We start from the raw sequence: 21,595 nt of genomic DNA, 5'->3' as shown, positions 1-21,595 counted from the left end.
CGGCGCCTTCGTCGATATCGGCGTGCATCAGGACGGGCTGGTCCATATCAGCCAGTTGGCCGACCGTTTCGTGAAGGACCCCCATGAGGTCGTCAAGGCCGGCGATGTGGTCCGCGTCAGCGTCACCGAGGTCGATCCCGCCCGCAAGCGCATCGGCCTGTCGATGCGCAAGGACGGGGGGCGCAAGGACGGGGGGCGCAAGGACGAGGGGCGCAAGGACGGGGGGCGCAAGGACGGGGGTGAGGCGCTGCCGCGCGGGTCCGCGCCGAAGGGTGGCCAGCCGCGGGCGCGGCAGGGGCAGGATGTGCGGGGCGGAGGTGGCAGCGCCTTGGGTGCGGCGCTGATGGATGCGATGCGGCGCAAATAGGCGCGCGGATCGCCGGTTTCGCGGTCGCACGGGGGGCTGTCTGCCCCCCGCGGCCTGCGGCCTTCCCCCCGAGGGTATTTTCATGATGAAGAAAGCGGGCGGTCAGATGGCGGTCCAGTTCTGTTCGACGACGGCCTCCATCGAGACGAAGCTGGTCGTGGCGTGCAGGTGGGGCAGGGTCGAGATGCTTTCGGCCATGATGCGGCGGTAGTCGGCCATGTCCTGCGAGCGGATCTTGAGCAGGTAGTCGAAGCCTCCGGCGATCATGTAGCATTCCTCGACCTGGGGGATGGTGCGGACGGCCCTGTTGAAGTCTTCGAGCGCCCCTTGGCGGGTGTCGGACAGGCGAACCTCGACATAGGTGACGTGGGTCAGGCCCAGTTTCAGCGGCGACAGGATCGCGCGGTAGCCGGTGATGAGGCCGATTTCCTCGAGCTGGCGCATGCGCAGCGCCACGGGGGTCTTGGAGAGGCCGACCTTGCGGGCCAGCTCGGTCAGGGGGATGCGGGCGTTGCGCAGGAGTTCGCGCAGGATCTTGAGATTGGTCGTGTCGAGTTCCATAGTCTGAGATTTACCTGAATAATGTTCCTTTGGGCTGGATAATGGCCAGTAATTGGTCACATGGTCCAGTGATTTTGCATTAGTGCTGGGGGCAGTATCCAAGGGGGTGTGCCATGCAGTTGTCCGAGTTTTCCACGCAGGCGAAATTCGCCGATGAGCGCGCGCTTCTGGATCGGCTGATCGCCGATGCCGCGCTTTCGCCCGAGGCCCGCGCCGCGATCACCGCCCGCGCGGCGGGTCTCGTGCGGCGGATCCGGGCCGAGGCGAAGCCTTCGCTGATGGAGCATTTTCTTGCCGAATACGGGCTGTCCACACGCGAGGGCGTCGCGCTGATGTGTCTGGCCGAGGCGATGCTGCGCGTGCCCGACCGCCTGACCATCGACGCGCTGATCGAGGACAAGATCGCGCCTTCCGACTGGGGCAGGCACCTGGGTGAGGCGTCGTCGAGCCTGGTCAATGCCTCGACCTGGGCCTTGATGCTGACGGGCAAGGTGCTGGACGATTCCAAGCCCGGCATCGCGGGCACCCTGCGCGGTGCGATCCGGCGGTTGGGCGAGCCGGTTATCCGCAGCGCCGTCACCCGCGCCATGCGCGAGATGGGGCGGCAGTTCGTCTTGGGCGAGACCATCGGGAAGGCGCTGGACCGCGCCCGCCAGCGCGAATCGCAGGGCTTTACCTACAGCTACGACATGCTGGGCGAGGCGGCGATGACCGCCGCCGATGCCGCGCGTTACGACCGCGCCTATTCCGACGCCATCGCGGCGATCGCGAAGGCCTGCGACAAGGGCTCGGTCGAGGACAATCCCGGCATCTCGATCAAGCTTTCCGCGCTGCATCCGCGTTACGAGGTCGCGCAGGAAGCCCGCGTCATGGCCGAACTGGTCCCGGTGGTGCTGCGGCTGGCGCAGGCGGCCAAGGCGGCGGGCATGGGGCTGAACATCGACGCCGAGGAGCAGGACCGGCTGGTGATCTCGATGCGTGTGATCGAAGCGGTGCTGTCGGACCCCTCGCTGGCCGGTTGGGACGGGTTCGGCGTGGTGGTGCAGGCTTACGGCAAGCGCGCGGGCGCGGTGATCGACTGGCTGCATGCGCTGGCCGAGCGCGAGGACCGGCGCATCATGGTGCGTCTGGTCAAGGGCGCCTATTGGGACACGGAAATCAAGCATGCGCAGGTCGAGGGGCTGCCCGGCTTCACCCTGTTCACGACCAAGGTTGCCACCGATGTCAGCTATATCGCCAATGCCCGCAAGCTGATCGGCTACGCGGACCGCATCTATCCGCAATTCGCCACGCATAACGCCCATACGGTCGCCGCGATCCTGGAAATGGCGGGCGATGTGCGTTTCGAGTTCCAGCGCTTGCACGGCATGGGCGAGCGGCTGCACGACATCGTGCTGAACGACAGCAGGGGCCGCTGCCGCATCTATGCGCCGGTCGGCGCGCATCGCGACCTGCTGGCCTATCTGGTGCGGCGCTTGCTGGAAAATGGCGCGAACAGCAGCTTTGTCCACCAGATCGTGGACGAATCGGTCAGCCCCGAAGAGGTCGCCCGCGATCCCTTTGACGCGCTGAGCGATGCCCGCCCGCCCTCGGGGCTGGTGGCGCCGTCCGCGCTGTTCGGGACGTCGCGTCCGAACTCGATGGGCTTTGACCTGAGCGACGAGGAGGCGCTGGCCCGGATCTACGCCGCCCGCGACGTGGCGATACCCGATGCGCTGCCGCTGACCGTTTCGGAACCCACGGGCAAGATGCAGGACGTGCTGAACCCGGCCACCGGCGAAAAGATCGCGCAGGTGCTGATGGCGGATGCCGAGACCGCCACCCGCGCCATCGACGACGCCCGCATCTGGGACGCCCCCGCGCCCGAGCGCGCCGAGGCGCTGCGCCGCGCCGCCGATCTTTACGAGGCGCATTTCGGCCCGATCTTCGCCATCCTCGCGCGTGAGGCCGGCAAGGCCCTGCCCGACGCGGTGGCGGAACTGCGCGAGGCGGTGGACTTCCTGCGCTATTACGCCGCCGAGGGCGAGGCCCGCACGGACGCCCCGCGCGGCATTGTCGGCGCGATCAGCCCGTGGAATTTCCCGCTGGCGATCTTCACCGGCCAGATCGCGGCGGCGCTGATGGCGGGCAACGCGGTGATCGCCAAGCCCGCCGAGCATACGCCGGTGATCGCCGCCTATGCCGTGGGGCTGCTGCATCAGGCGGGCGTGCCGAAAGCGGCGCTGCAATTGCTGCCGGGCCGGGGGAGCGTGATCGGCACGGCGCTGACCTCGGACGCACGGGTGTCGGGGCTGGTCTTTACCGGCTCGACCGGGACCGCGCAGACCATTGCGAAGACGATCGCCGCGAACCTCGCCCCCGGCACGCCGCTGATCGCGGAAACCGGCGGGCTGAACGCGATGATCGTGGATTCGACGGCGCTGCCGGAACAGGCGGTGCGCGATATCGTGAACTCGGCCTTCCGCTCGGCGGGCCAGCGTTGTTCGGCGCTGCGCTGCCTTTATGTGCAAGAGGATGTGGCCCCGCATCTGACCCAGATGATCAAGGGCGCGATGGACGAATTGCGGGTAGGCGATCCGTGGGATCTGTCCGCCGATGTCGGCCCGGTGATCGACCCCGGCGCGCAGCGCGAGATCGGCGACTATATCGCGGCCAATGCAAATCGCGTGCTGCACAAGCTGGACGTGCCGTCGCGGGGCTTCTTCATCCCGCCGACGATGCTGAAGGTCGGCGGCATCAACGATCTGGAACGCGAGATCTTCGGCCCGGTCCTGCATGTCGCCACCTTCCGGGGCGATGAGCTGGACAAGGTGATCGCCGATATCAATGCGCGCGGCTTCGGCCTGACCTTCGGGCTGCACAGCCGCATCGACAGCCGCGTGCAAGAGGTGTCCGACGCCATCCATGTCGGCAATATCTACGTCAACCGCAACCAGATCGGCGCGGTGGTGGGCAGCCAGCCCTTCGGGGGCGAAGGGCTGTCGGGGACCGGGCCGAAAGCGGGCGGGCCGCGCTATGTGCCGCGCTTCTTCGCGCCCGCCGCGCCTGTCGCCCTTGCCGGCACATGGCAGGGTCGGGCCGATGAGGCCCGGCTGCGCGACGCCCTGTCCGCCGCCACGCCCCGCAAGATCGACGAACAATTGATGCCCGGTCCCACGGGCGAATTGAACCGCCTGACCTCGCACACCCGCCCGCCGGTCCTGTGCCTCGGGCCGGGCGCCGAGGCCGCAGCGGCGCAGGCGGCGGCGGTGCAGGCGCTTGGCGGCCATGCCGTTGCCGCCGATGGCGAGTTGCCCCCCGAGGCGCTGACACGCCTGCCGCACCTGTCGGCGGTGCTGTGGTGGGGCGATGAGGCGCAGGGCCGCGCCTATGCACAGGCCCTGGCCGAACGCGATGGCGAGATCGTGCAACTGGTCACCGCCATGCCCGACCTCGCCCACATCGCCCACGAACGCCACCTGTGCGTGGACACAACCGCAGCAGGCGGAAACGCCGCGCTGCTGGCGGGGTGATCAGGCGGCCAGCGCCGCCTCAGCGCCAGCCAAGCGCGGGGGCCACATGGGTCAGGATCGTGCTTAGCACATGGGCGTTGTAATCGACGCCAAGGCTGTTGGGCACGGTCAGCAGCAGCGTATCGGCCTCGGCGATCGCTTCGTCCCCGCGCAGCAGGTCGACCAGCCGGTCCGGCTCGGCGGCATAGGATTTGCCAAAGATCGCGCGGGTGTTCTGGTCGATATAGCCGATCTGGTCGCTGCTTTTCGCGTCATGCCCGAAATAGGCGCGGTCCATGTCGCTGACCAGCGCAAAGATCGAGCGGCTGACCGACACGCGCGGCTGACGGTCGTGCCCCGCATCCGCCCAGGCCTTGCGATAGGCGCGGATCTGCTGGGCCTGCTGGATGTGGAACGGCTCGCCCGTCTCGTCGTCCTTCAGCGTCGAGCTTTGCAGGTTCATCCCCATCTTCGCCGCCCATTCCGCCGTCGCATTCGACGAGGCGCCCCACCAGATCCTGTCGCGCAGGCCCGGTGAATGGGGTTCCAGCCGCAACAGGCCCGGCGGATTGGGAAACATCGGGCGCGGGTTGGGTTCGGCAAAGCCCTCGCCCCGGATCACGTCCAGAAAGACCTGTGCATGGCGCCGAGCCATGTCGGCGTCGGTTTCGCCCTCGGCGGGCTGATAGCCGAAATGGCGCCAGCCGTCGATCACCTGCTCGGGGCTGCCGCGGCTGATGCCCAGTTGCAGCCGCCCGCCCGCGATCAGGTCCGCCGCGCCCGCATCCTCGGCCATATACAGCGGGTTTTCATAGCGCATGTCGATGACGGCGGTGCCAAGCTCGATCCGGCTGGTGCGCGCGCCCGCCGCCGCAAGCAGCGGGAAGGGGGACGCAAGCTGGCGCGCGAAGTGGTGGACACGGAAATAGGCACCGTCCAGGCCCATTTCCTCGGCCGCGACGGCAAGCTCGATGGATTGCAGCAGGGTATCGGCGGCGGTGCGGGTCTGCGAACCGTGGCCGGACGACCAGTGGCCGAAGGATAAAAAGCCCAGTTTCTTCATCTTGCGCCTCATGATGCATGTCGCAAGGATACTTAGGCGCACCGGGCGGCTTTCCCAAGGGCCGGGTGGCTCGACTTTCCGCGCGGGGTTGGGGCAAGCTGCGGCCATCGCAAAAAAGGGGTGGCAGCTTGATGGCGGATCGGAAGGCAGGGCTTCGGCGCAGGGAATATCACAGGACGGCGCGGCAACTGGCCTTTGCGACCGGGCTGACGGGGGTTGCGGGCTATCTGGACGCCATCGGCTTTGCCGAACTGAACAACCTGTTCGTATCCTTCATGAGCGGCAACACCACCCGCCTTGGCACGGCCATCGCCAATGGCGACCTGGCCGTGGTGGGGCTGAGCGCGCGCATCATCGGGGCCTTCCTGGTCGGCGCGGCGCTGGGCGGCTTCATCAGCGTGCGCGCGCGCCATGTCATCCGCCGCGTGTTGCAATTCGAGATCGCCCTGCTGGCCGCCGCCTGCGCCTTGCTGGCAACCGGCTGGACCCAGCCCACCATGCTGATTGTCGCGGCGGCGATGGGCTTGCAGAACGCCTGTTTCCTGACGGTTTCGGGCGCGATCATCGGGCGGACGTTCCTGACCGGCGCGGTGGTCAGCTTCGGGCAGGGCCTGGGCCGCGCGCTGGCCGGGCGGGGCGATCTGGCGCAGACGATGGTCTATGCGATGTCCTGGCTGGCCTTTATCGGCAGCGTCGCCATCGGGGCGGCGGTCTGGCACCTTTTGGGGCTGATGGCCTCGCTGATGGCGGCGGCGGGGATGGTCGCCGTCCTGCTGGCCCTTGGTTGGAGCGAGGACAGCCGGACCACCCTGAATTGACGTCACGCAAAGGCGAATTCCACGTTGCAGAGCCGCGCGCCGGGTGTAAATCATTCAGGTAGATTTCATTTTTCGAGGGGGGCTTTTCCGATGATCCTTGCGCGGCTGGGAACAATGACTTTTTGCGCGATTCTGACGGTTGCGGGACCGGCGCTGGCGCAGGATCAGGCCGTTTCGGCGGATGAGGGGTTTTCCTGCGGTTCCCATGCCGCCTCGTGGATCGGCGAATCGCCCGAGGCATCCGACATCGCCGGGGCCGATGCACCGCTTGCCGATGCGCTGGAATTGCCGGGCGGCGGGGGCGAGGCCCGCTATTACGCTTTCCGCGTCGGCGGTGAACAGCCCCAGCCCCTGCGGCTTGAGGTCGAGGCGCTGGATGGCGGCGATTCGACTATCGCCCTGCTGGATGCGCAAGGCGATGTGATCGACGAAAACGACGATGCCGCCGGCACGCTTTCGTCGCGGATCGAACCCACGCTGAACCCCGGCGAGTATTGCCTGCGCGTCCGGGGTTGGGCGGATGAGGCGCTGAACGCCACGGTCCAGATCGGTCGCGCCGCGGATCACGCCCCGCTGCTGGCGGAACGGGGCGACGGCTCGATCGCCGCCTGCACGCCCGACACCCAGGCGCTGGATCTTGCCGACGGCCCGCTGAACGCGGCGCTGGCCGGGGGCGACGTGGCGGCAGCGGCACCGGCCAGCCCCGTCAGCTACCTGCGCTTTACCCTGTCCGAGCCTGCGGCGCTGACCTTGCGCGCCGGATCGGACGACGTGGACCCCAAGATGGCGCTTTTCGACGCCGAGGGGCGCCAGATCGGCGAAAACGACGATGCCGACGGGCTGAACGCGCGGCTGGACATGATCCCGGCGCTGCCTGCGGGGCAATATTGCATCGGCGTCGCATCCTTTGGCGGGGATGAGGGCGAAATCGAGGTCTCGGCCCGGTTGCTGGACGAAGGGGAATATCTGGCGCGGGAATGGCGCGCGGGAACGATGGTGCCCCCCGCCGGCAGCGATTATCCCGTCACCCAGGTCGATCTTGCGGGGGTGCGCCAGCATGCCCTGCTGCTGGGCGGCGAAGCCAAATGGTTCAGCTTCCGCGTGGACCGGGCCTCGGTGATGATCATCGGCGCCTATGGCTCGCTCGCCGGGGCGGACCCGGCGCTGGCGCTGTTTTCGGCGCGGGGCGAGGTGCTGGCCGAAAATGACGATCACGGCAGCGGGTTGGACGCCCGCGTCGGCCCGGTGCTGCTGGAGCCGGGGCAGTATCACGTCGCGGTGACGAATACCGGCGCCTCGGGCGAGGGCGCGACGCCGGTGCGCCCGGTCTCGCTGGTGTTCGACCAGTTCGTGCGGGTCGAATAGGCGCTGCGGGGCGGGCCTGCCCGCCCCCTTTCGTCATGCGGCCCGTTCGGCCTCGATTTCCTTCAGCGAGCGGGCGAAGATCTCGAACATGTCGTCGGCCTGCGCGCGGGTGATGATCAGCGGCGGACAGAAGGCCAGCGCGTCATACATGTTGCGCGAAATCAACCCGTTGCGCTGCAAGGCCGCGTTCATCTGCGCGCCAAGGACGCCGGGGGTGGTCACGGATTTGCGGGCCTTGTCCTCGACCAGTTCGACGGCGGCGATCAAGCCGATGCCGCGCACCTCGCCGACCAGCGGATGATCGGCCAGCCCGTGCAGGCGGTCCAGCAGATGGGCGCCCACGTCGCGCGCATTGGCGACCAGGTCGCGTTCCTGGATGATGGCCAGGTTTTCCAGCGCCACCGCCGCGCCAAGCGGATGGCCGCCCGCGGTGAAGCCGTGGCCGAAGGTGCCGATGCGGCCGCTTTCCTTCTCGATCGGGTCATAGGTGCGTTCGTTCAGCATGATCGCGGAAAAGGGGATGTAGCTGGATGTGATCTGCTTGGACATCACGATTACGTCGGGACGGATGCCCATCGTTTCGCTGCCGAACATCCGGCCCGTGCGGCCAAAGCCGCAGATGACCTCATCGGCGACGAACAGGATGTCGTGGCGGTCCAGCACGGCCTGGATCTTTTCGTAATAGGTCGGGGGCGGCACGACGACGCCGCCCGCGCCCATGACCGGCTCGGCCCAGAAGGCGGCGACGGTCTCGGGGCCTTCGCGCTGGATCAGGGCTTCCAGCTCATCGGCGCAGCGGGTGGCGAAATCTTCGGGCGATTCGCCGTCGCGGCCTTCCTTCCAGTAATGCGGCGCCATCGTGTGCAGCACGCGGTCGATGGGCAGGTCAAAGGACTTGTGGTTGTTGGGCAGCCCCGTCAGGCTGGCCGAGGCGATGGTGACCCCGTGATAGCCGCGATGGCGCGAGATCAGCTTTTTCTTTTCCGGCCTGTCCATCGCGTTCGCGCGATACCAGATCATCTTCATCACCGTGTCGTTCGCCTCGGAACCCGAGTTGGTGTAGAAGACCTTGCTCATCGGGACGGGGGCGATCCCGATCAGGCGCTCGGCCAGGTCAATGGCGGGGGTGTTGCTCTTATGGGTGAAATTGTGATAAAAAGGCAACTTTTGGGCCTGGTCGGCGATGGCCTTGATCAGGCGCGGTTCCTTGAAGCCGACGCCCACGCTCCACAGCCCGGCCATGCCTTCGATATAGCGGCGGCCTTCGTTGTCGGTGACATAGATGCCCTCGCCGTCCTCGATGATCATGGGGCCGACTTCCTTGTGGCGTTCGGCATTCGTATAGGCGTGGAAGTGGTGGCGGATGTCGCGCGCGTCGGGCGAATTGATCAGGTCGTTCATGGGATGCTCCTTGAGGGCCGTGGGTCAGCATAGCCCGGCGGATGGGGCGGGTTCGATAGCGGAATGCTTGACCAGAGTTTGACGTAATGCAAACCTTGGGCAAAAAGGTGCGGCGCATGAACCAGTCCCGGACGCCCTTTCGCGGCAACCTGTCCGATGCCGATATCGCCCGGCTGCGCGATTTCGTCCAGATCGTCGCGGCGGGCGGCATCACCGCCGCCGAGGGGCGGCTGCGCAAGGGCAAATCCGCCATCAGCCTTGGCCTCAGCCGGTTGGAGCAACGCCTTGGACTGCGCCTTTGCGAGCGCGGGCGCTCGGGGTTTCGGCTGACGGATCAGGGCCGCATGGTCCATTCCGCCGCGATCCAGCTATTGGGCGAGATCGGGCGTTTCAGCGATTTCGTCGGCGCCGCCGCCCGGACCCTTGAGGGCGAGGTGACGCTGCTGGCCGACGACAGCTTTGTCTTTGAATTCGGCGATCCGCTGGCGCGGGCAGTGGCGCGGATCAGCGACAGTTATCCCATGATGAAACTGAACATCCGCATGAGTTCGCCCGACCAGATTTATCGCGCGGTTCTGGAAGGCTCGGCCGACCTTGGCTTCACCGCCCTGATCCGCACGAACGAGGCGCTGGAATCCCTTCCCGTCTGCACCGAGGAGATGGGCGTTTTCTGCGGCGCGGGTCACCCGCTGTTCGACCGCGACGATGCCGGGATCACCTATGACGAGCTGTGCCGCCACGCCTTCGTCGCCGCCGAAGTGGCGCAGGAGCAGGGCTTTTCCCAGTTCCTGCGCGGGCTGTCGATCACGGCCCATGCGCCCACGATCCTGTCGCGGATGATCCTTGTGCTGTCGTCGCGCTACCTGGGAATCATGCCGATCGCATTCGCGCGCAGTTGGGTCCAGCGCGGTGCGGTGCGCGAATTGCGCGTCAGCGGCGAGCGGACGGTGAACCAGTGCTGCCTGATCCATCGCCGCGCCCGCCCGCTGGGGTTGGGCAGTTCGATCTTTCGCACCATGATCGTCGAGGAACTGGCCGCGCAGGGCCAGCCGCCGACTGCCTGATCAGGCCAGCCGCCCGTGGCAATGCTTGAACTTCAGCCCCGAGCCGCAGGGGCAGGGGTCGTTGCGCGAGGGGTTGCCCCAGGTCGAGGGATCGCTTTCGACAAAGCCCTCAGCCTGGCCTTCGGGCCGGGGCTGGCCGTCGTCGGACCCGCCTTCGTGCTGCGCCTGCATGGCCTTTTGTGCGGCGGCCTGCTGCTGGGCATATTCGCGCAGCATCTGCTCACGCTCGGCGTCCGTCAGGGGCCGGATGCGCGCCAGTTGCTGGGTGACGGCGGTGCGCAGGCTTTCCAGCAGCGACTGGAACAACTGGAAGCTTTCGGTCTTGTATTCCGACAGCGGGTCGCGCTGCGCATAGCCGCGGAAGCCCACGACCGAGCGCAGATGCTCCAGCGTAATCAGATGTTCGCGCCATTTCGCGTCGATCTGTTGCAGAAGGATCTGCTTTTCGATCTGGTTCATGGATTCGGGACCGAACTGCTCGGCCTTCTGGGCCATGTATTCGTCCACGGCCTGCCCGATGCGTTCGCGCATGACCTCCTGGTCCACGCCATCTTCGGTGGCCCAGTCCTGAATCGGCAGGTCCATGTTCAGCCGGTCCACGGTCGCGGCCTTCAGCCCGTCGATATCCCATTGCTCGGCATAGGATTTCTCGGGCATGAACTCGGCCACCATGTCCTCGACGACCTGGTCGCGCATGTCGGCGGCGATGTCGCCGACATCCTCGGCATGCATGATTTCAAGGCGCTGGCTGAAGATCGCGCGGCGCTGGTCGTTCATCACGTCGTCGAATTTCAGCAACTGCTTGCGGGTGTCGAAGTTGCGGCCCTCGACCTTGGCCTGGGCGCGTTCCAGCGACTTGTTGACCCAAGGATGAACGATGGCCTCGCCTTCCTTCATGCCAAGCGTGGACAGCACCTTGTCCAGCCGTTCCGAGCCGAAGATGCGCATCAGGTCGTCTTCCAGCGACAGGAAGAACAGCGAGCGCCCCGGATCGCCCTGCCGCCCCGAGCGGCCGCGAAGCTGGTTGTCGATCCGGCGGCTTTCGTGGCGTTCGGTGGCCAGCACGAACAGCCCGCCCGCGTCCAGCACGGCCTGTTTCTCGGCGGCATGTTCGGCCTCGATCCGGCTGCGCAGATCATCGGGGTTGGCGTCGGGATCGGCGTCCAGCGCCTGCATCACCTTCATGTCGACATTGCCGCCCAACTGGATGTCGGTGCCGCGACCGGCCATGTTGGTGGCGATGGTGACGGCGCCGGGCTTGCCCGCCTCGGCGACGATATAGGCCTCTTGCTCGTGCTGGCGGGCGTTCAGGACGTTGTGTCTGATGCCTTCCTTGTCCAGCATCTTCGACAGCATTTCCGATTTCTCGATGCTGGTCGTGCCGACGAGGATCGGCTGGCCCTTGGCATGGCCTTCCTTGATCGCCTCGATCACGGCCTGGTATTTCTCGGTCGCGGTGCGATAGACGCGGTCGTGTTCGTCGATCCGGGCGATGGGGCGGTTGGTGGGAACCTCGACCACGCCCAGCTTGTAGATCTCGGCGAATTCCTCGGCCTCGGTCGCGGCGGTGCCGGTCATGCCGCCCAGCTTGTCGTAAAGCCGGAAATAGTTCTGGAAGGTCACGCTGGCCAGCGTCACGTTCTCGGGCTGGATGTTCACGCGTTCCTTGGCCTCGATCGCCTGGTGCAGCCCGTCCGACAGGCGGCGGCCCGCCATCATCCGGCCGGTGAATTCGTCGATCAGCACGATTTCGCCGTCGCGCACGATATAATGCTGGTCCTTCTGGAACAGCTTGTGGGCGCGCAGGGCCTGGTTGATGTGGTGGACGATGGTGGTCGATTCGGGATCGTAGAGCGTCTGGCCCTGCGGCAGGACGCCTGCCTCCAGCAGGGTCTGCTCGATGAACTCGTTGCCTTCCTCGGTATAGGTGGCGTTGCGGGTCTTTTCGTCGATCTTGTAATGTTCTTCCGACAGCAGCGGGATGAACTGGTCCAACTGGCGGTAAAGCTCCGAGCGGTCCTGGGCCGGACCCGAGATGATCAGCGGCGTGCGCGCCTCGTCGATCAGGATGCTGTCCACCTCGTCGACGATGGCGAAGAAATGGCCGCGCTGGACCATCTGCTCGACCGTGTTCTTCATGTTGTCGCGCAGGTAGTCGAAGCCAAGCTCGTTATTGGTGGCATAGGTCACGTCGGCCTGGTAGGCGGCGCGCTTTTCCTCGTCCGGCTGGTGGGGATAGACGACGCCGGTGGACAGGCCAAGCTGGGCGTAGACCTTGCCCATCCAGTCCGCGTCGCGCTTGGCCAGGTAGTCGTTGACCGTGACGATATGCACGCCCTTGCCCGCCAGCGCGTTCAGATAGGCGGGGAAGGTGGCCATGAGGGTCTTGCCCTCGCCCGTCTTCATCTCGGCGATATTGCCTTCGTGGATGAAGATGCCCGCCATCAGTTGCACGTCGAAGGCGCGCAGGCCAAGGGCGCGGCGCGCGCCTTCGCGGCAGTTGGCGAAGGCCTCGGGCAACAGCTTGTCCAGCGACTCACCCGATTGTGCGCGGCCCTGCAATTCGCGGGTCTTGCCGATCAGGTCCTCGTCCGACATCGCCTGGAACTGCGGTTCCAATGCGTTGATTTTCGCGACGATGGGGCGGGTTGCCTTGATCTTGCGGTCGTTGGGCGAGCCGAAGACCTTTTTGGCCAATGTTCCGAAGCCGAGCATGTGAGCTTTCAAATTCCTGTATCTGGCATGCGCTGCGCCTTTCGGCCACTTGCCCGCACCGTTCCCCTTGCCCTATCTAATGGGCCGGTAACGGCGGCGGGCGCGCATTATCGGTTGCGCCGGATGTATGCCTCGCCCGCCTGACTGTCAACGCTTGCGCCTTCTCACCTTGCCGTGGGCCGGCCTTTCCCGAGAAGGGGGATTAAGATGTTCAGACCAATTCTGGCGATTGCCTTGCTGGCCGCGGGGCCGGTGCTTGCACAGGATGCCGACACCGTCGTCGCCACCGTCAACGACGAACCCATCACCCTGGGGCAGATGCTGGCGATGAAGGAAGGGCTGGCGCAGGACGCGACCTCGAACATGCCCGATGAGGCGCTGTGGAACCTGATGCTGGACCAGATGGTCCGCCAGACCGCCGTGGGGCAGTTGCGCGAGGGCAACATGACCGCCCGCGACAAGGCCGCGCTGGAAATCGACCGCCGCGCCTATCTGGCCGGTGCCGCGCTGGAAGAAATCGCGCTGTCCGACCCCTCGGAGGACGAACTGCGCGGGGTCTACGACCGCATCTTTGGCGGAGACACCGAGCCGGCGCTGGAATATCAGGCCGCCCATATCCTGGTCGAGACCGAGGACGAGGCCCGCACCATCGCCGATGAAATCGCGGGTGGCGCCGATTTCGGCGAGATGGCCGAGCAGAACTCGACCGACAATTCCGCCGCCAACAAGGGTGACCTGGGCTGGTTCCAGCCCCAGCAGATGGTCGAACCTTTCGCGCAGGCCGTCGTCGCGCTGGAACCCGGCCAGGTCTCGGATCCCATCCAGACGCAATTCGGCTGGCATGTCATCCGGCTGAACGAAACCCGCCAGGTCGAGGCCCCCGACTTCGATGAGGTCCGCGAGGAACTGGCCGTTCAGGTCCGGCGTGAACGGGTCGAGGCGCTGATCCAGCAGGCCGTGGATGAAGCCACCGTCGAACAGACCGAGGGGCTGGACCCCGCGCTTCTGAACAACACCGACCTGCTGGAGCAGTAAGACATGGCCAAGGGCGACAAGAAACTGAAGAAGCTGTCGGACGCCGACAAGGTCAAGGAACTCAAGCGGCGGCTGAAAAAGCTGAAGGCGCAGGCTGCCCCGGTGGCGGATGCCAGCGCCGTCCAGCCCGTGCCGCAAAAGGCTTCGCCCAAGGTGTCGCCACTGGCGCCCGCACGTTTCCCCGACCTGCCGGTGATCGAGGGCGTCGAATTCGCGTCCGGGGCGGCGGGGGTCAAATACAAGGGCCGCACCGATGTCACGCTGATCCGCATCGCGCCCGGCGCGGCCATCGCGGGGGCCTTCACCCGCTCGGCGACCCGTGCGGCCTCGGTGCTGGATTGTCAGGCCAAGCTGGCTGCGGGCGCGGACACGCAAGGCGGCGCGGCAATCGTCGTGAACTCGGGCAATGCCAACGCCTTTACCGGCGCGGCGGGGCAGGCCAGCGTCGATGCGGTGACCCAAGCCGCCGCCCATGCGCTGGACGTGCCGCAATCGCGGGTGTTTTCGTCCTCGACCGGCGTGATCGGCGAGCCTCTGCCGCATGAGCGCATCACCGCCATCCTGGGCGACCTGGCGGGCAAGCTGGACGCGGGGGGCATCGCGGGCGCGGCGCGGGCGATCATGACGACCGACACCTTCCCCAAGGGCGCCTCGGCCACCGTCGAGGGGCAGGGCGGGCCGATCCGTATCGCGGGGATCGCCAAGGGTTCGGGCATGATCGCGCCCGACATGGCGACGATGCTGGTCTATATCTTCACCGATGCCGCAATTGCGCCCGCCGCGCTGCAACGCATCGTCTCGCAGCAGGTGGACGACACCTTCAACGCGATCACGGTGGACAGCGACACCTCGACCTCGGATGCGCTGATCGTGGCGGCGACGGGCCGCTCGACCGCCGCGCCGATCACCGACATGCGCAGCAAGCCCGCGCGCGCCTTCGTCAAGGCGCTGCGGGGGGTCATGCTGGACCTGGCCCAGCAGGTCGTCCGCGATGGCGAGGGCGCGACGAAATTCGTCGAGGTCCGCGTGACCGGCGCGGCCAGCCGCCCGGATGCGCAGAAGGTGGCGATGGCGATCGCGAATTCGCCGCTGGTCAAGACCGCCATCGCGGGCGAGGATGCCAACTGGGGCCGCGTCGTCATGGCGGTGGGCAAGTCCGGCGCACAGGCCGACCGCGACCGGCTGACCATCCGCTTCGGCGACATGGTGGTGGCCGAAAACGGCTGGCGCGCCCCGGATTACGATGAGGCGATGGCGTCCGAATACATGCGCCGGGACGAGCTGTTGCTGGCGGTCGACCTGGGTCTGGGGGCGTTCGCGCGCACCGTCTGGACCTGCGATCTGACGCATGGCTATATCGACATCAATGCGGATTATCGCTCGTGAAGGCCATGTCGGAGACGTGCAGATGAAAATCGTGTCGGAGACGCGCAGATGAAAATCGTCCTTGTCGCGGCCGTCGCGCTGATCGACCCCGATGGCCGCGTCCTTCTGGCGCAGCGCCCCGAAGGCAAGTCGCTGGCGGGCCTGTGGGAATTTCCGGGCGGCAAGGTCGATCCGGGCGAAACCCCCGAGGCCGCGCTGATCCGCGAACTGCACGAGGAACTGGGGATCGAGACATGGCAATCCTGCCTTGCCCCCCTGACCTTCGCCAGCCACAGCTATGATGATTTCCACCTGCTGATGCCGCTTTTCGCCTGCCGGCGCTGGAACGGCATCGTTGCCCCGATGGAGGGACAGCGCCTTGCCTGGGCGTGGGCGTCGGAACTGACAAGCTACGACATGCCCCCCGCCGATCTGCCGCTGATTCCCATCCTGCGCGAATGGCTTTAGCGCCACATCCCGATAAATTGCAACACCAGCCGGATTTTTTCGGCTGGTGGTTCATATTTGGTTAACATTTGCCTGATTATATGGCGCTTTATAGATGCACTTTTTTTGAGGGAGGGATGGGCATGATTCGCACGATCAAGATCGGAAGCTGTATTTCTGTCCAGGGCGTGTTCGAACGGCAGACTGCGAATGGCAATATCGTCGTTCGGGTGGGCGCAAAGACCTATGAAGGCAAGCCGGTTGCTGCCTGAATTCGCAACGATTTGCAGGTTTTGAAACTTGTCGGGGCGCCGGATCGGCGCCCCTTTTTGCTGCATCATTGCCCGATAGAAAAGGCGCCCGAAGGCGCCTTTCCCGGTTCGAGGGGTCACAGCTCGCGCTGGACCTCTTCGCGCTCGAAGATCTCGATGACATCGCCCTTGCGGATATCGTCATAGTTTTCAAAGGCCATGCCGCATTCCTGACCGGACTGGACCTCCTTGACCTCATCCTTGAAGCGCTTCAGGGTTTTCAGCGTGCCTTCGTGGATCACCACGTTGTCGCGCAGCAGGCGGACACCGGCGGAACGGCGCGCGACGCCTTCGGTCACCAGGCAGCCCGCGACATTGCCCACGCCCGAGACGCGGAACACTTCCCTGATCTCGGCATAGCCGATGAAGTTTTCGCGCACCTCGGCGGACAGCAGGCCCGAGGCCGCCGCTTTCACGTCATCCACCAGATCGTAGATGATCGAGTAATAGCGGATCTCGACCCCCTTCTGGTTGGCGCTGTTGCGCGCGGGCGCATTGGCGCGGACGTTGAAGCCGATGACCGGGGCCTTGCTGGCCTCGGCCAGGCCGATATCCGATTCGGTGATCGCGCCGACGCCGTAATGCAGCACGCGGACGCGCACCTCGTCGTTGCCGATCTTTTCCAGCGCCTGGACGATGGCCTCGGCGGAACCCTGCACGTCGGCCTTGATCAGAACGGGCAGTTCGGCGACGGATTCGTTCGCCTTGGCCTGCGCCAGCATCTGGTCGAGCGTGACCGAGGCACCGGCGGCAGCACGCTTGTCCTTGGCCTGCTGGATGCGGTAATCGGCGATCTCGCGCGCCTGCGCTTCGGTCTCGACGACGTTCAGCACGTCGCCCGCCTCGGGCGTGCCGTTCAGGCCAAGCACCTCGACCGGGACCGAGGGACCGGCTTCGTTCACCCGCTCGCCCTTGTCGTTGATCAGCGCGCGGACCTTGCCCCACTGTTCGCCCACGACGAAGATATCGCCGCGTTTCAGCGTGCCGTTCTGGACCAGGACCGTCGCGACGGGGCCGCGGCCCACGTCAAGCTGCGCCTCGATCACCGCGCCTTGCGCCGCGCGACCGGGGTTGGCCTTGAGTTCGAGGATCTCGGCTTGCAGGGCGATGGCTTCCAGAAGCTGGTCCAGCCCTTGCCCGGTCTTGGCCGAAATCTCGACATCCTGCACGTCGCCGGACATGGCCTCGACCACGACTTCGTGTTGCAGCAGGTCGGTGCGGACCTTCTGCGGATCGGCGGCGGGCTTGTCGATCTTGTTGATGGCCACGATCATCGGGACACCGGCGGCCTTGGCGTGGTTGATCGCCTCGACCGTCTGCGGCATCACCGCGTCGTCCGCGGCGACGACCAGCACCACGATATCCGTGACCTGGGCACCGCGCGCGCGCATGCTGGTGAATGCCGCGTGGCCCGGCGTGTCGAGGAAGCTCAGCACCGCCCCGTTCGCCGCCTTCACCTGATAGGCGCCGATATGCTGGGTGATGCCGCCCGCCTCGCCCGAAACGACGTTGGCGTTGCGGATCGCATCCAGAAGCGAGGTCTTGCCGTGGTCGACGTGACCCATGATCGTGACGACCGGCGGACGCGGGCGCAGATCCTCGGGCTTGTCCTCGACCGTGTCGATGACCTGCTCGACATCCGCGTCCGAGACGCGGACGGCGCGATGGCCGAATTCCTCGATCACCAGTTCGGCGGTGTCGGCGTCGATGGGCTGGTTGGCAGTGACCATCATGCCCATCCGCATCAGCGACTTGATGACGTCGGGCGTGCGTTCGGCCATGCGGTTGGCCAGTTCCGAGACCATGATCGCCTCGGGCAGTTGCACGTCGCGCACCTGCTTTTCAGCGCGCTGTCCGCCGCCCATCGCCTTCTGGCGTGCGCGTTCCTGCTTGCGTTTCATCGCCGCAAGGCTGCGCTGGCGTCCGCCTTCGCCGGCAAGAGCCTGGCTCAGCGACAGCTTGCCGGTGCGGCGGCCCTGGTCGCCGCGCGCCTTGCCGCGGCTGTCGCGGTCGTCGGTGCGGGTGTCGCGCTCGCGTTCGGTCTTGGCGCGGGCGGGGGCGGCGGTCGAGACGCCCTTCGTCTCGGCCCGCGACGCGGCGGCTTCGGCTGCGGCGCGGTCGACCGGGGCCTTTTCGGCGGGCTTGGCGCGGGTTTCCTCGCGCTTTTGTGCGCGGACCTCGGCCTCGCGGGCGCGGCGGGCGTCCTCTTCGGCCTTGGCCTTGAGGGCTTCCTCGCGTTCGCGTTCCTCGCGTTCCTTCGCCTCGATCTCGGCGCGGCGGCGTTCGCGTTCTTCCTCGCGGGCCTTTTCCTCGGCCTCGCGTTGGGCGGCCTCTTCGACCTCGCGCTGCTTGGCGGCGCGAAGGGCGCTGAGGCGGCGTTCCATTTCGGCATCCGAGATGCCCGCCGGACGACGGGCCGGATCGCCCCCGACCGCAGAACCAGAACCGGAACGTTGCGCGCCACCGCCCGCCGCGCCGGACTTGCCGGGCACGACGACGCGCTTGCGCTTGGTCTCGACGACCACATTATGGGTCCGGCCGTGGCTGAAGCTTTGCTTCACATGGCCCGAACGGCCGCCACCAAGACCCAGGGGTTTCTTTCCGTCAGTATCGCTCATTCCGATCTTCAATCCTTCCCGGCGGTCGTCCCGCCGTCATGCCCGCGCAGGCCTGTCAGCCTGCTTGCGTCCCTGATCACGCTGTCGGTCAGGCCCCCCGGCGCAAGCGCGCTGTGTATGACATGATCGCGCCCAAAGGACAAACCCAATTCTGATGCGGTCAGGCAGCCGAACCAGCGGCCCCCGGTGGGGGTCCACAGTTTGCCCTTGCCGCGTTCCGACCCGTCCGAGGCTTGCAGCAGCACCTTTGCGCGGCCCTGTGCCAGCCAGTCCTTGACCTTCTCAAACCCGGCAACCGCGTCGCCGGATTTGCGACAAAGCGAAATCAGCCCGACAACGCGCCTTGCCAGCCCGTCCTCGATCATCTGAACGAGGTCGTCCGGGGCGCCGACCTTTGCCTTCGCACCGCGCGAAAACAGGCCCTTTGCCAGTGCTTTTTCCAATATAGTGCGCTCGGCCGTGACCCAGAAGCCCCGGCCGGGCAATTTTTCCGCCAGATCCGGCACCACCATGCCATCGGGTCCGGCCACGAAGCGAATCAGCCCGGCCTTCGGCCCCACCTCGCCGGTGACGAGGCAGCGCCGTTCGGGCGTCTCGCGGTCCTTGATCCGGCCCCCGCGTGTCATTCCGGTTCGTCCGGGGCGTTACACCCCGGCCTCCTCGTCTGCGCCGGTTTCGGCCTGGGCCTCGGTCTCAAGCTCGGCCAGATCGACCCAGCCCAGCATGATTCGCGCCGTCATGATCAGGTTCTGCGCATCTTCCAGCGACAGGCCGAAAGGCTCCAGCAAGCCGTCGTCCTTGATGCGCTGGCCGTTGTCGGTCGTCCAGCCGCCGGCCAGTTCCCAATCGGCGCAGGTGGCGAAATCCTCCAGCGTCTTGATGCCGTCCTTGGCCAGCGCCTCGATCATCTGCGGGGTCAGGCCCTCGAAATCGACCAGGCTGTCCTCGACCCCAAGGGCGCGGGCGTTTTCCAGCGCCTGGCGATTCGCGGCCTCAAGATGTTCGCGGGCGCGGGTCTGCAATTCGTCCGCCGTCGCCTCGTCCACGCCGTCTATGGCCAGCAGTTCGTCGGCCTCGACATAGGCGACTTCTTCCAGGTTGGTGAAGCCTTCCGCGACCAGAAGCTGGGCGAAGAATTCGTCCAGGTCCAGCGTATCGACGAACAGCTTGGTGCGGGCGTTGAACTCGGCCTGACGGCGCTTGGATTCCTCTTCCTCGGTCAGGATATCGATGTCGAGGCCGGTCAACTGGCTGGCCAGGCGCACGTTCTGGCCGCGCCGCCCGATGGCCAGCGAAAGCTGTTCGTCCGGGACGACGACCTCGATCTTGTTGGCTTCCTCGTCCACGACGACCTTGCTGACCTCGGCGGGTTGCAGGGCGTTGACCAGGAAGGTCGCCTGATCCTCGTTCCAGGGGATGATGTCGATCTTTTCGCCCTGCAATTCGCCGACGACCGCCTGGACGCGGCTGCCGCGCATGCCGACGCAGGCGCCGACCGGGTCGATGCTGTTGTCATAGCTGATGACGGCGATCTTGGCGCGGCTGCCGGGGTCGCGGGCGACGGCCTTGATCTCGATCACGCCGTCATAGATTTCAGGGACTTCCATCTTGAACAGTTCGGCCATGAATTGCGGATCGGTGCGCGACAGGAAGATCTGCGGCCCGCGCGTCTCGCGGCGCACGTCCTTGACATAGGCGCGGATGCGGTCGTTCGGGCGATAGCTTTCGCGGCCGATCTTTTCGTTGCGGCGCAGGATCGCCTCGCCCCGGCCCACGTCCACGATGATGTTGCCGTATTCCTCGCGCTTCACCACGCCGTTGATGATGGTGCCGGCGCGGTCGCGGAATTCCTCATACTGGCGGTCGCGCTCGGCCTCGCGGACGCGTTGCAGGATGACCTGCTTGGCCGATTGCGCGGCGATGCGGCCCAGTTCGACCGGGGGCACGCGTTCCTGGAACACGTCGCCGACCTGCGGGCCGCCCGCGAAATCCTCGATCCGGGCGCCGTCGCGGGTCCAGAAGGCGTCGCCGCTGCGCGATGGCTCGAAATAGGGGCGGGCCTGTTCGACGGTGAACTGGGCCTGATAGTTCTCGATCTCTTCATCCTCGGCCACGGTGCGGACGCGGGTGAAGGCGGCGTTGCCGGTCTTGCGGTCGATCTGGACGCGGATGTCCATTTCGGCGCCGTAGCGGGACTTGGCGGCGCGGGCCAGGCTGTCTTCCATCGCCTCGATGACCAGCTCCGGCTCGATCATCTTCTCGCGCGCGACGGCCTCGGCGGTTTGCAGCAGTTCAAGCTGGTTGGCGGAGGTGATTGCCATTGCTTAATCCTTCGAATCGCCGGGCGTGCCGGTCTCGGTTTCGATATCGTCAAACGCGGTTTCGTCGAGGTTTTCGATCTCGACCCCCGCTTCCTTTTTCTGGCGCAGCATCTCGGCGATCAGATCGTCCGTCAGGACCAGTTTCGCATCGCTGAGCCAGTCGAAATGCAGCCCGATCGTGCCTTCCTCGACATTGATCAGGACTTCCTCGCCCTCGATGCCCGCAAGCATGCCCTTGAACCGCTTGCGCCCGTCGATGGGCTGATTCGTTTCCAGCCGCGCCTCGTATCCCTCGAATGTCGCGAAATCCTTGAGCCGGGTCAGCGGGCGGTCGATGCCGGGGCTGCTGACTTCCAGGTGATAGGCGTCCTCAAGCGGATCCTCGACGTCCAGCGTGGCGCTGACGGCGGTGGAAATATCGGCGCAGTCATCGACATTGATGCCGCCCTCGGGCCGGTCGGCCATGATTTGCAGGGTCGAGGTCTTGCCGCCTTGCAGGCGGATGCGGACCAGTTCGAACCCCAGGTCTTCGATCACCGGGCGGACGATCTCGGCCAGGCGCCGGTCGATCGAGGTCTTGGCTACGAGATCGGACATGACGTCTCCAAACACAAAAAACGGGCCGAGGCGGCCCGTGCATCTTCCCGGTGGGC

17 protein-coding genes are annotated in these 21,595 nt (G+C 66.2%); 9 read left to right on the top strand and 8 right to left on the bottom strand.

Annotated features, from left to right (window positions below):
* Window positions 1–367, top strand: a 367-nt coding sequence (locus tag Q0O97_RS11450; protein WP_294929090.1) for a S1 RNA-binding domain-containing protein, incomplete at its 5' end; no start/stop codon positions are given.
* 102 nt (window positions 368–469) lie between these two features.
* Here Q0O97_RS11450 and Q0O97_RS11445 read toward each other — a convergent pair.
* On the bottom strand, window positions 470–928 hold the full coding sequence (locus Q0O97_RS11445) for an Lrp/AsnC family transcriptional regulator (protein ID WP_294929087.1): 459 nt from the start codon (window positions 926–928) through the stop codon (window positions 470–472).
* 113 nt (window positions 929–1,041) lie between these two features.
* Between Q0O97_RS11445 and putA the strand changes: the two genes are divergently transcribed.
* Window positions 1,042–4,440 carry a bifunctional proline dehydrogenase/L-glutamate gamma-semialdehyde dehydrogenase PutA gene (gene putA / locus Q0O97_RS11440; RefSeq protein WP_294929085.1) on the top strand — a complete coding sequence of 1,133 codons (3,399 nt, stop codon included), beginning with the start codon at window positions 1,042–1,044 and terminating at the stop codon, window positions 4,438–4,440.
* Window positions 4,441–4,459: 19 nt separating this feature from the next.
* On the opposite strand, the gene Q0O97_RS11435 is transcribed toward putA, so the two are convergent.
* Window positions 4,460–5,482, bottom strand: a complete 1,023-nt coding sequence (locus Q0O97_RS11435) for an LLM class flavin-dependent oxidoreductase (RefSeq protein WP_294929082.1) — start codon at window positions 5,480–5,482, stop codon at window positions 4,460–4,462.
* 131 nt (window positions 5,483–5,613) lie between these two features.
* Here Q0O97_RS11435 and Q0O97_RS11430 point away from each other — a divergent pair, with 131 nt between their 5' ends.
* On the top strand, window positions 5,614–6,300 hold the full coding sequence (locus Q0O97_RS11430) for a YoaK family protein (RefSeq protein WP_294929079.1): 687 nt from the start codon (window positions 5,614–5,616) through the stop codon (window positions 6,298–6,300).
* A gap of 114 nt (window positions 6,301–6,414) precedes the next feature.
* Complete coding sequence (locus Q0O97_RS11425; RefSeq protein ID WP_294929076.1) at window positions 6,415–7,665, top strand: hypothetical protein; 1,251 nt, start codon at window positions 6,415–6,417, stop codon at window positions 7,663–7,665.
* A gap of 33 nt (window positions 7,666–7,698) precedes the next feature.
* Here the strand turns inward: Q0O97_RS11425 and Q0O97_RS11420 are convergent, their stop codons facing one another.
* Window positions 7,699–9,066, bottom strand: coding sequence for an aspartate aminotransferase family protein (locus Q0O97_RS11420; protein WP_294929073.1), 1,368 nt, complete (start codon window positions 9,064–9,066; stop codon window positions 7,699–7,701).
* Between the two features lie 116 nt (window positions 9,067–9,182).
* On the opposite strand from Q0O97_RS11420, the gene Q0O97_RS11415 reads away from it, so the two are divergent.
* Window positions 9,183–10,130 carry a LysR family transcriptional regulator gene (locus Q0O97_RS11415; protein WP_294929070.1) on the top strand — a complete coding sequence of 316 codons (948 nt, stop codon included), beginning with the start codon at window positions 9,183–9,185 and terminating at the stop codon, window positions 10,128–10,130.
* On the opposite strand, the gene secA is transcribed toward Q0O97_RS11415, so the two are convergent.
* Complete coding sequence (gene secA, locus Q0O97_RS11410; protein WP_294929068.1) at window positions 10,131–12,845, bottom strand: preprotein translocase subunit SecA; 2,715 nt, start codon at window positions 12,843–12,845, stop codon at window positions 10,131–10,133.
* Window positions 12,846–13,052: 207 nt separating this feature from the next.
* On the opposite strand from secA, the gene Q0O97_RS11405 reads away from it, so the two are divergent.
* From Q0O97_RS11405 to Q0O97_RS11390, 4 genes are all read left to right on the top strand, one after another.
* The gene (locus Q0O97_RS11405; protein ID WP_294929065.1) at window positions 13,053–13,880 is read left to right on the top strand and encodes a peptidylprolyl isomerase; all 828 of its coding nucleotides are present in this window, start codon (window positions 13,053–13,055) and stop codon (window positions 13,878–13,880) included.
* Between the two features lie 3 nt (window positions 13,881–13,883).
* Window positions 13,884–15,266, top strand: a complete 1,383-nt coding sequence (gene argJ, locus Q0O97_RS11400; protein ID WP_294929062.1) for a bifunctional glutamate N-acetyltransferase/amino-acid acetyltransferase ArgJ — start codon at window positions 13,884–13,886, stop codon at window positions 15,264–15,266.
* Between the two features lie 48 nt (window positions 15,267–15,314).
* Window positions 15,315–15,713: a (deoxy)nucleoside triphosphate pyrophosphohydrolase gene (locus Q0O97_RS11395; RefSeq protein WP_294929059.1), complete on the top strand. Its 399-nt coding sequence runs from the start codon at window positions 15,315–15,317 to the stop codon at window positions 15,711–15,713.
* Window positions 15,714–15,835: 122 nt separating this feature from the next.
* Entirely contained in the window at window positions 15,836–15,964 is a 129-nt protein-coding gene (locus Q0O97_RS11390; RefSeq protein WP_294929056.1) for a hypothetical protein, read from the top strand.
* A 116-nt stretch (window positions 15,965–16,080) separates the two neighbouring features.
* Here the strand turns inward: Q0O97_RS11390 and infB are convergent, their stop codons facing one another.
* Genes infB through rimP form a run of 4 tightly spaced genes read right to left on the bottom strand, consistent with a single transcriptional unit; the run spans window position 16,081 to window position 21,539 of the window.
* Window positions 16,081–18,621 carry a translation initiation factor IF-2 gene (gene infB, locus Q0O97_RS11385; protein ID WP_294929054.1) on the bottom strand — a complete coding sequence of 847 codons (2,541 nt, stop codon included), beginning with the start codon at window positions 18,619–18,621 and terminating at the stop codon, window positions 16,081–16,083.
* An 8-nt stretch (window positions 18,622–18,629) separates the two neighbouring features.
* Complete coding sequence (locus Q0O97_RS11380) at window positions 18,630–19,247, bottom strand: RNA-binding protein (protein WP_294929050.1); 618 nt, start codon at window positions 19,245–19,247, stop codon at window positions 18,630–18,632.
* A gap of 18 nt (window positions 19,248–19,265) precedes the next feature.
* A complete protein-coding gene (gene nusA, locus Q0O97_RS11375) occupies window positions 19,266–20,942 on the bottom strand; it encodes a transcription termination factor NusA (RefSeq protein WP_294929048.1) in 1,677 nt (558 codons plus the stop codon).
* Window positions 20,943–20,945: 3 nt separating this feature from the next.
* Complete coding sequence (rimP, locus tag Q0O97_RS11370) at window positions 20,946–21,539, bottom strand: ribosome maturation factor RimP (RefSeq protein WP_294929045.1); 594 nt, start codon at window positions 21,537–21,539, stop codon at window positions 20,946–20,948.
* Between the last annotated feature and the right edge of the window lie 56 nt (window positions 21,540–21,595).

Origin of the sequence: uncultured Paracoccus sp., assembly GCF_945915435.1 — a bacterium.
Lineage (GTDB): Bacteria > Pseudomonadota > Alphaproteobacteria > Rhodobacterales > Rhodobacteraceae > Paracoccus.
Note: the sequence above shows the minus strand (reverse complement) of the source record. Positions and strands in the feature narration are given on the sequence as shown.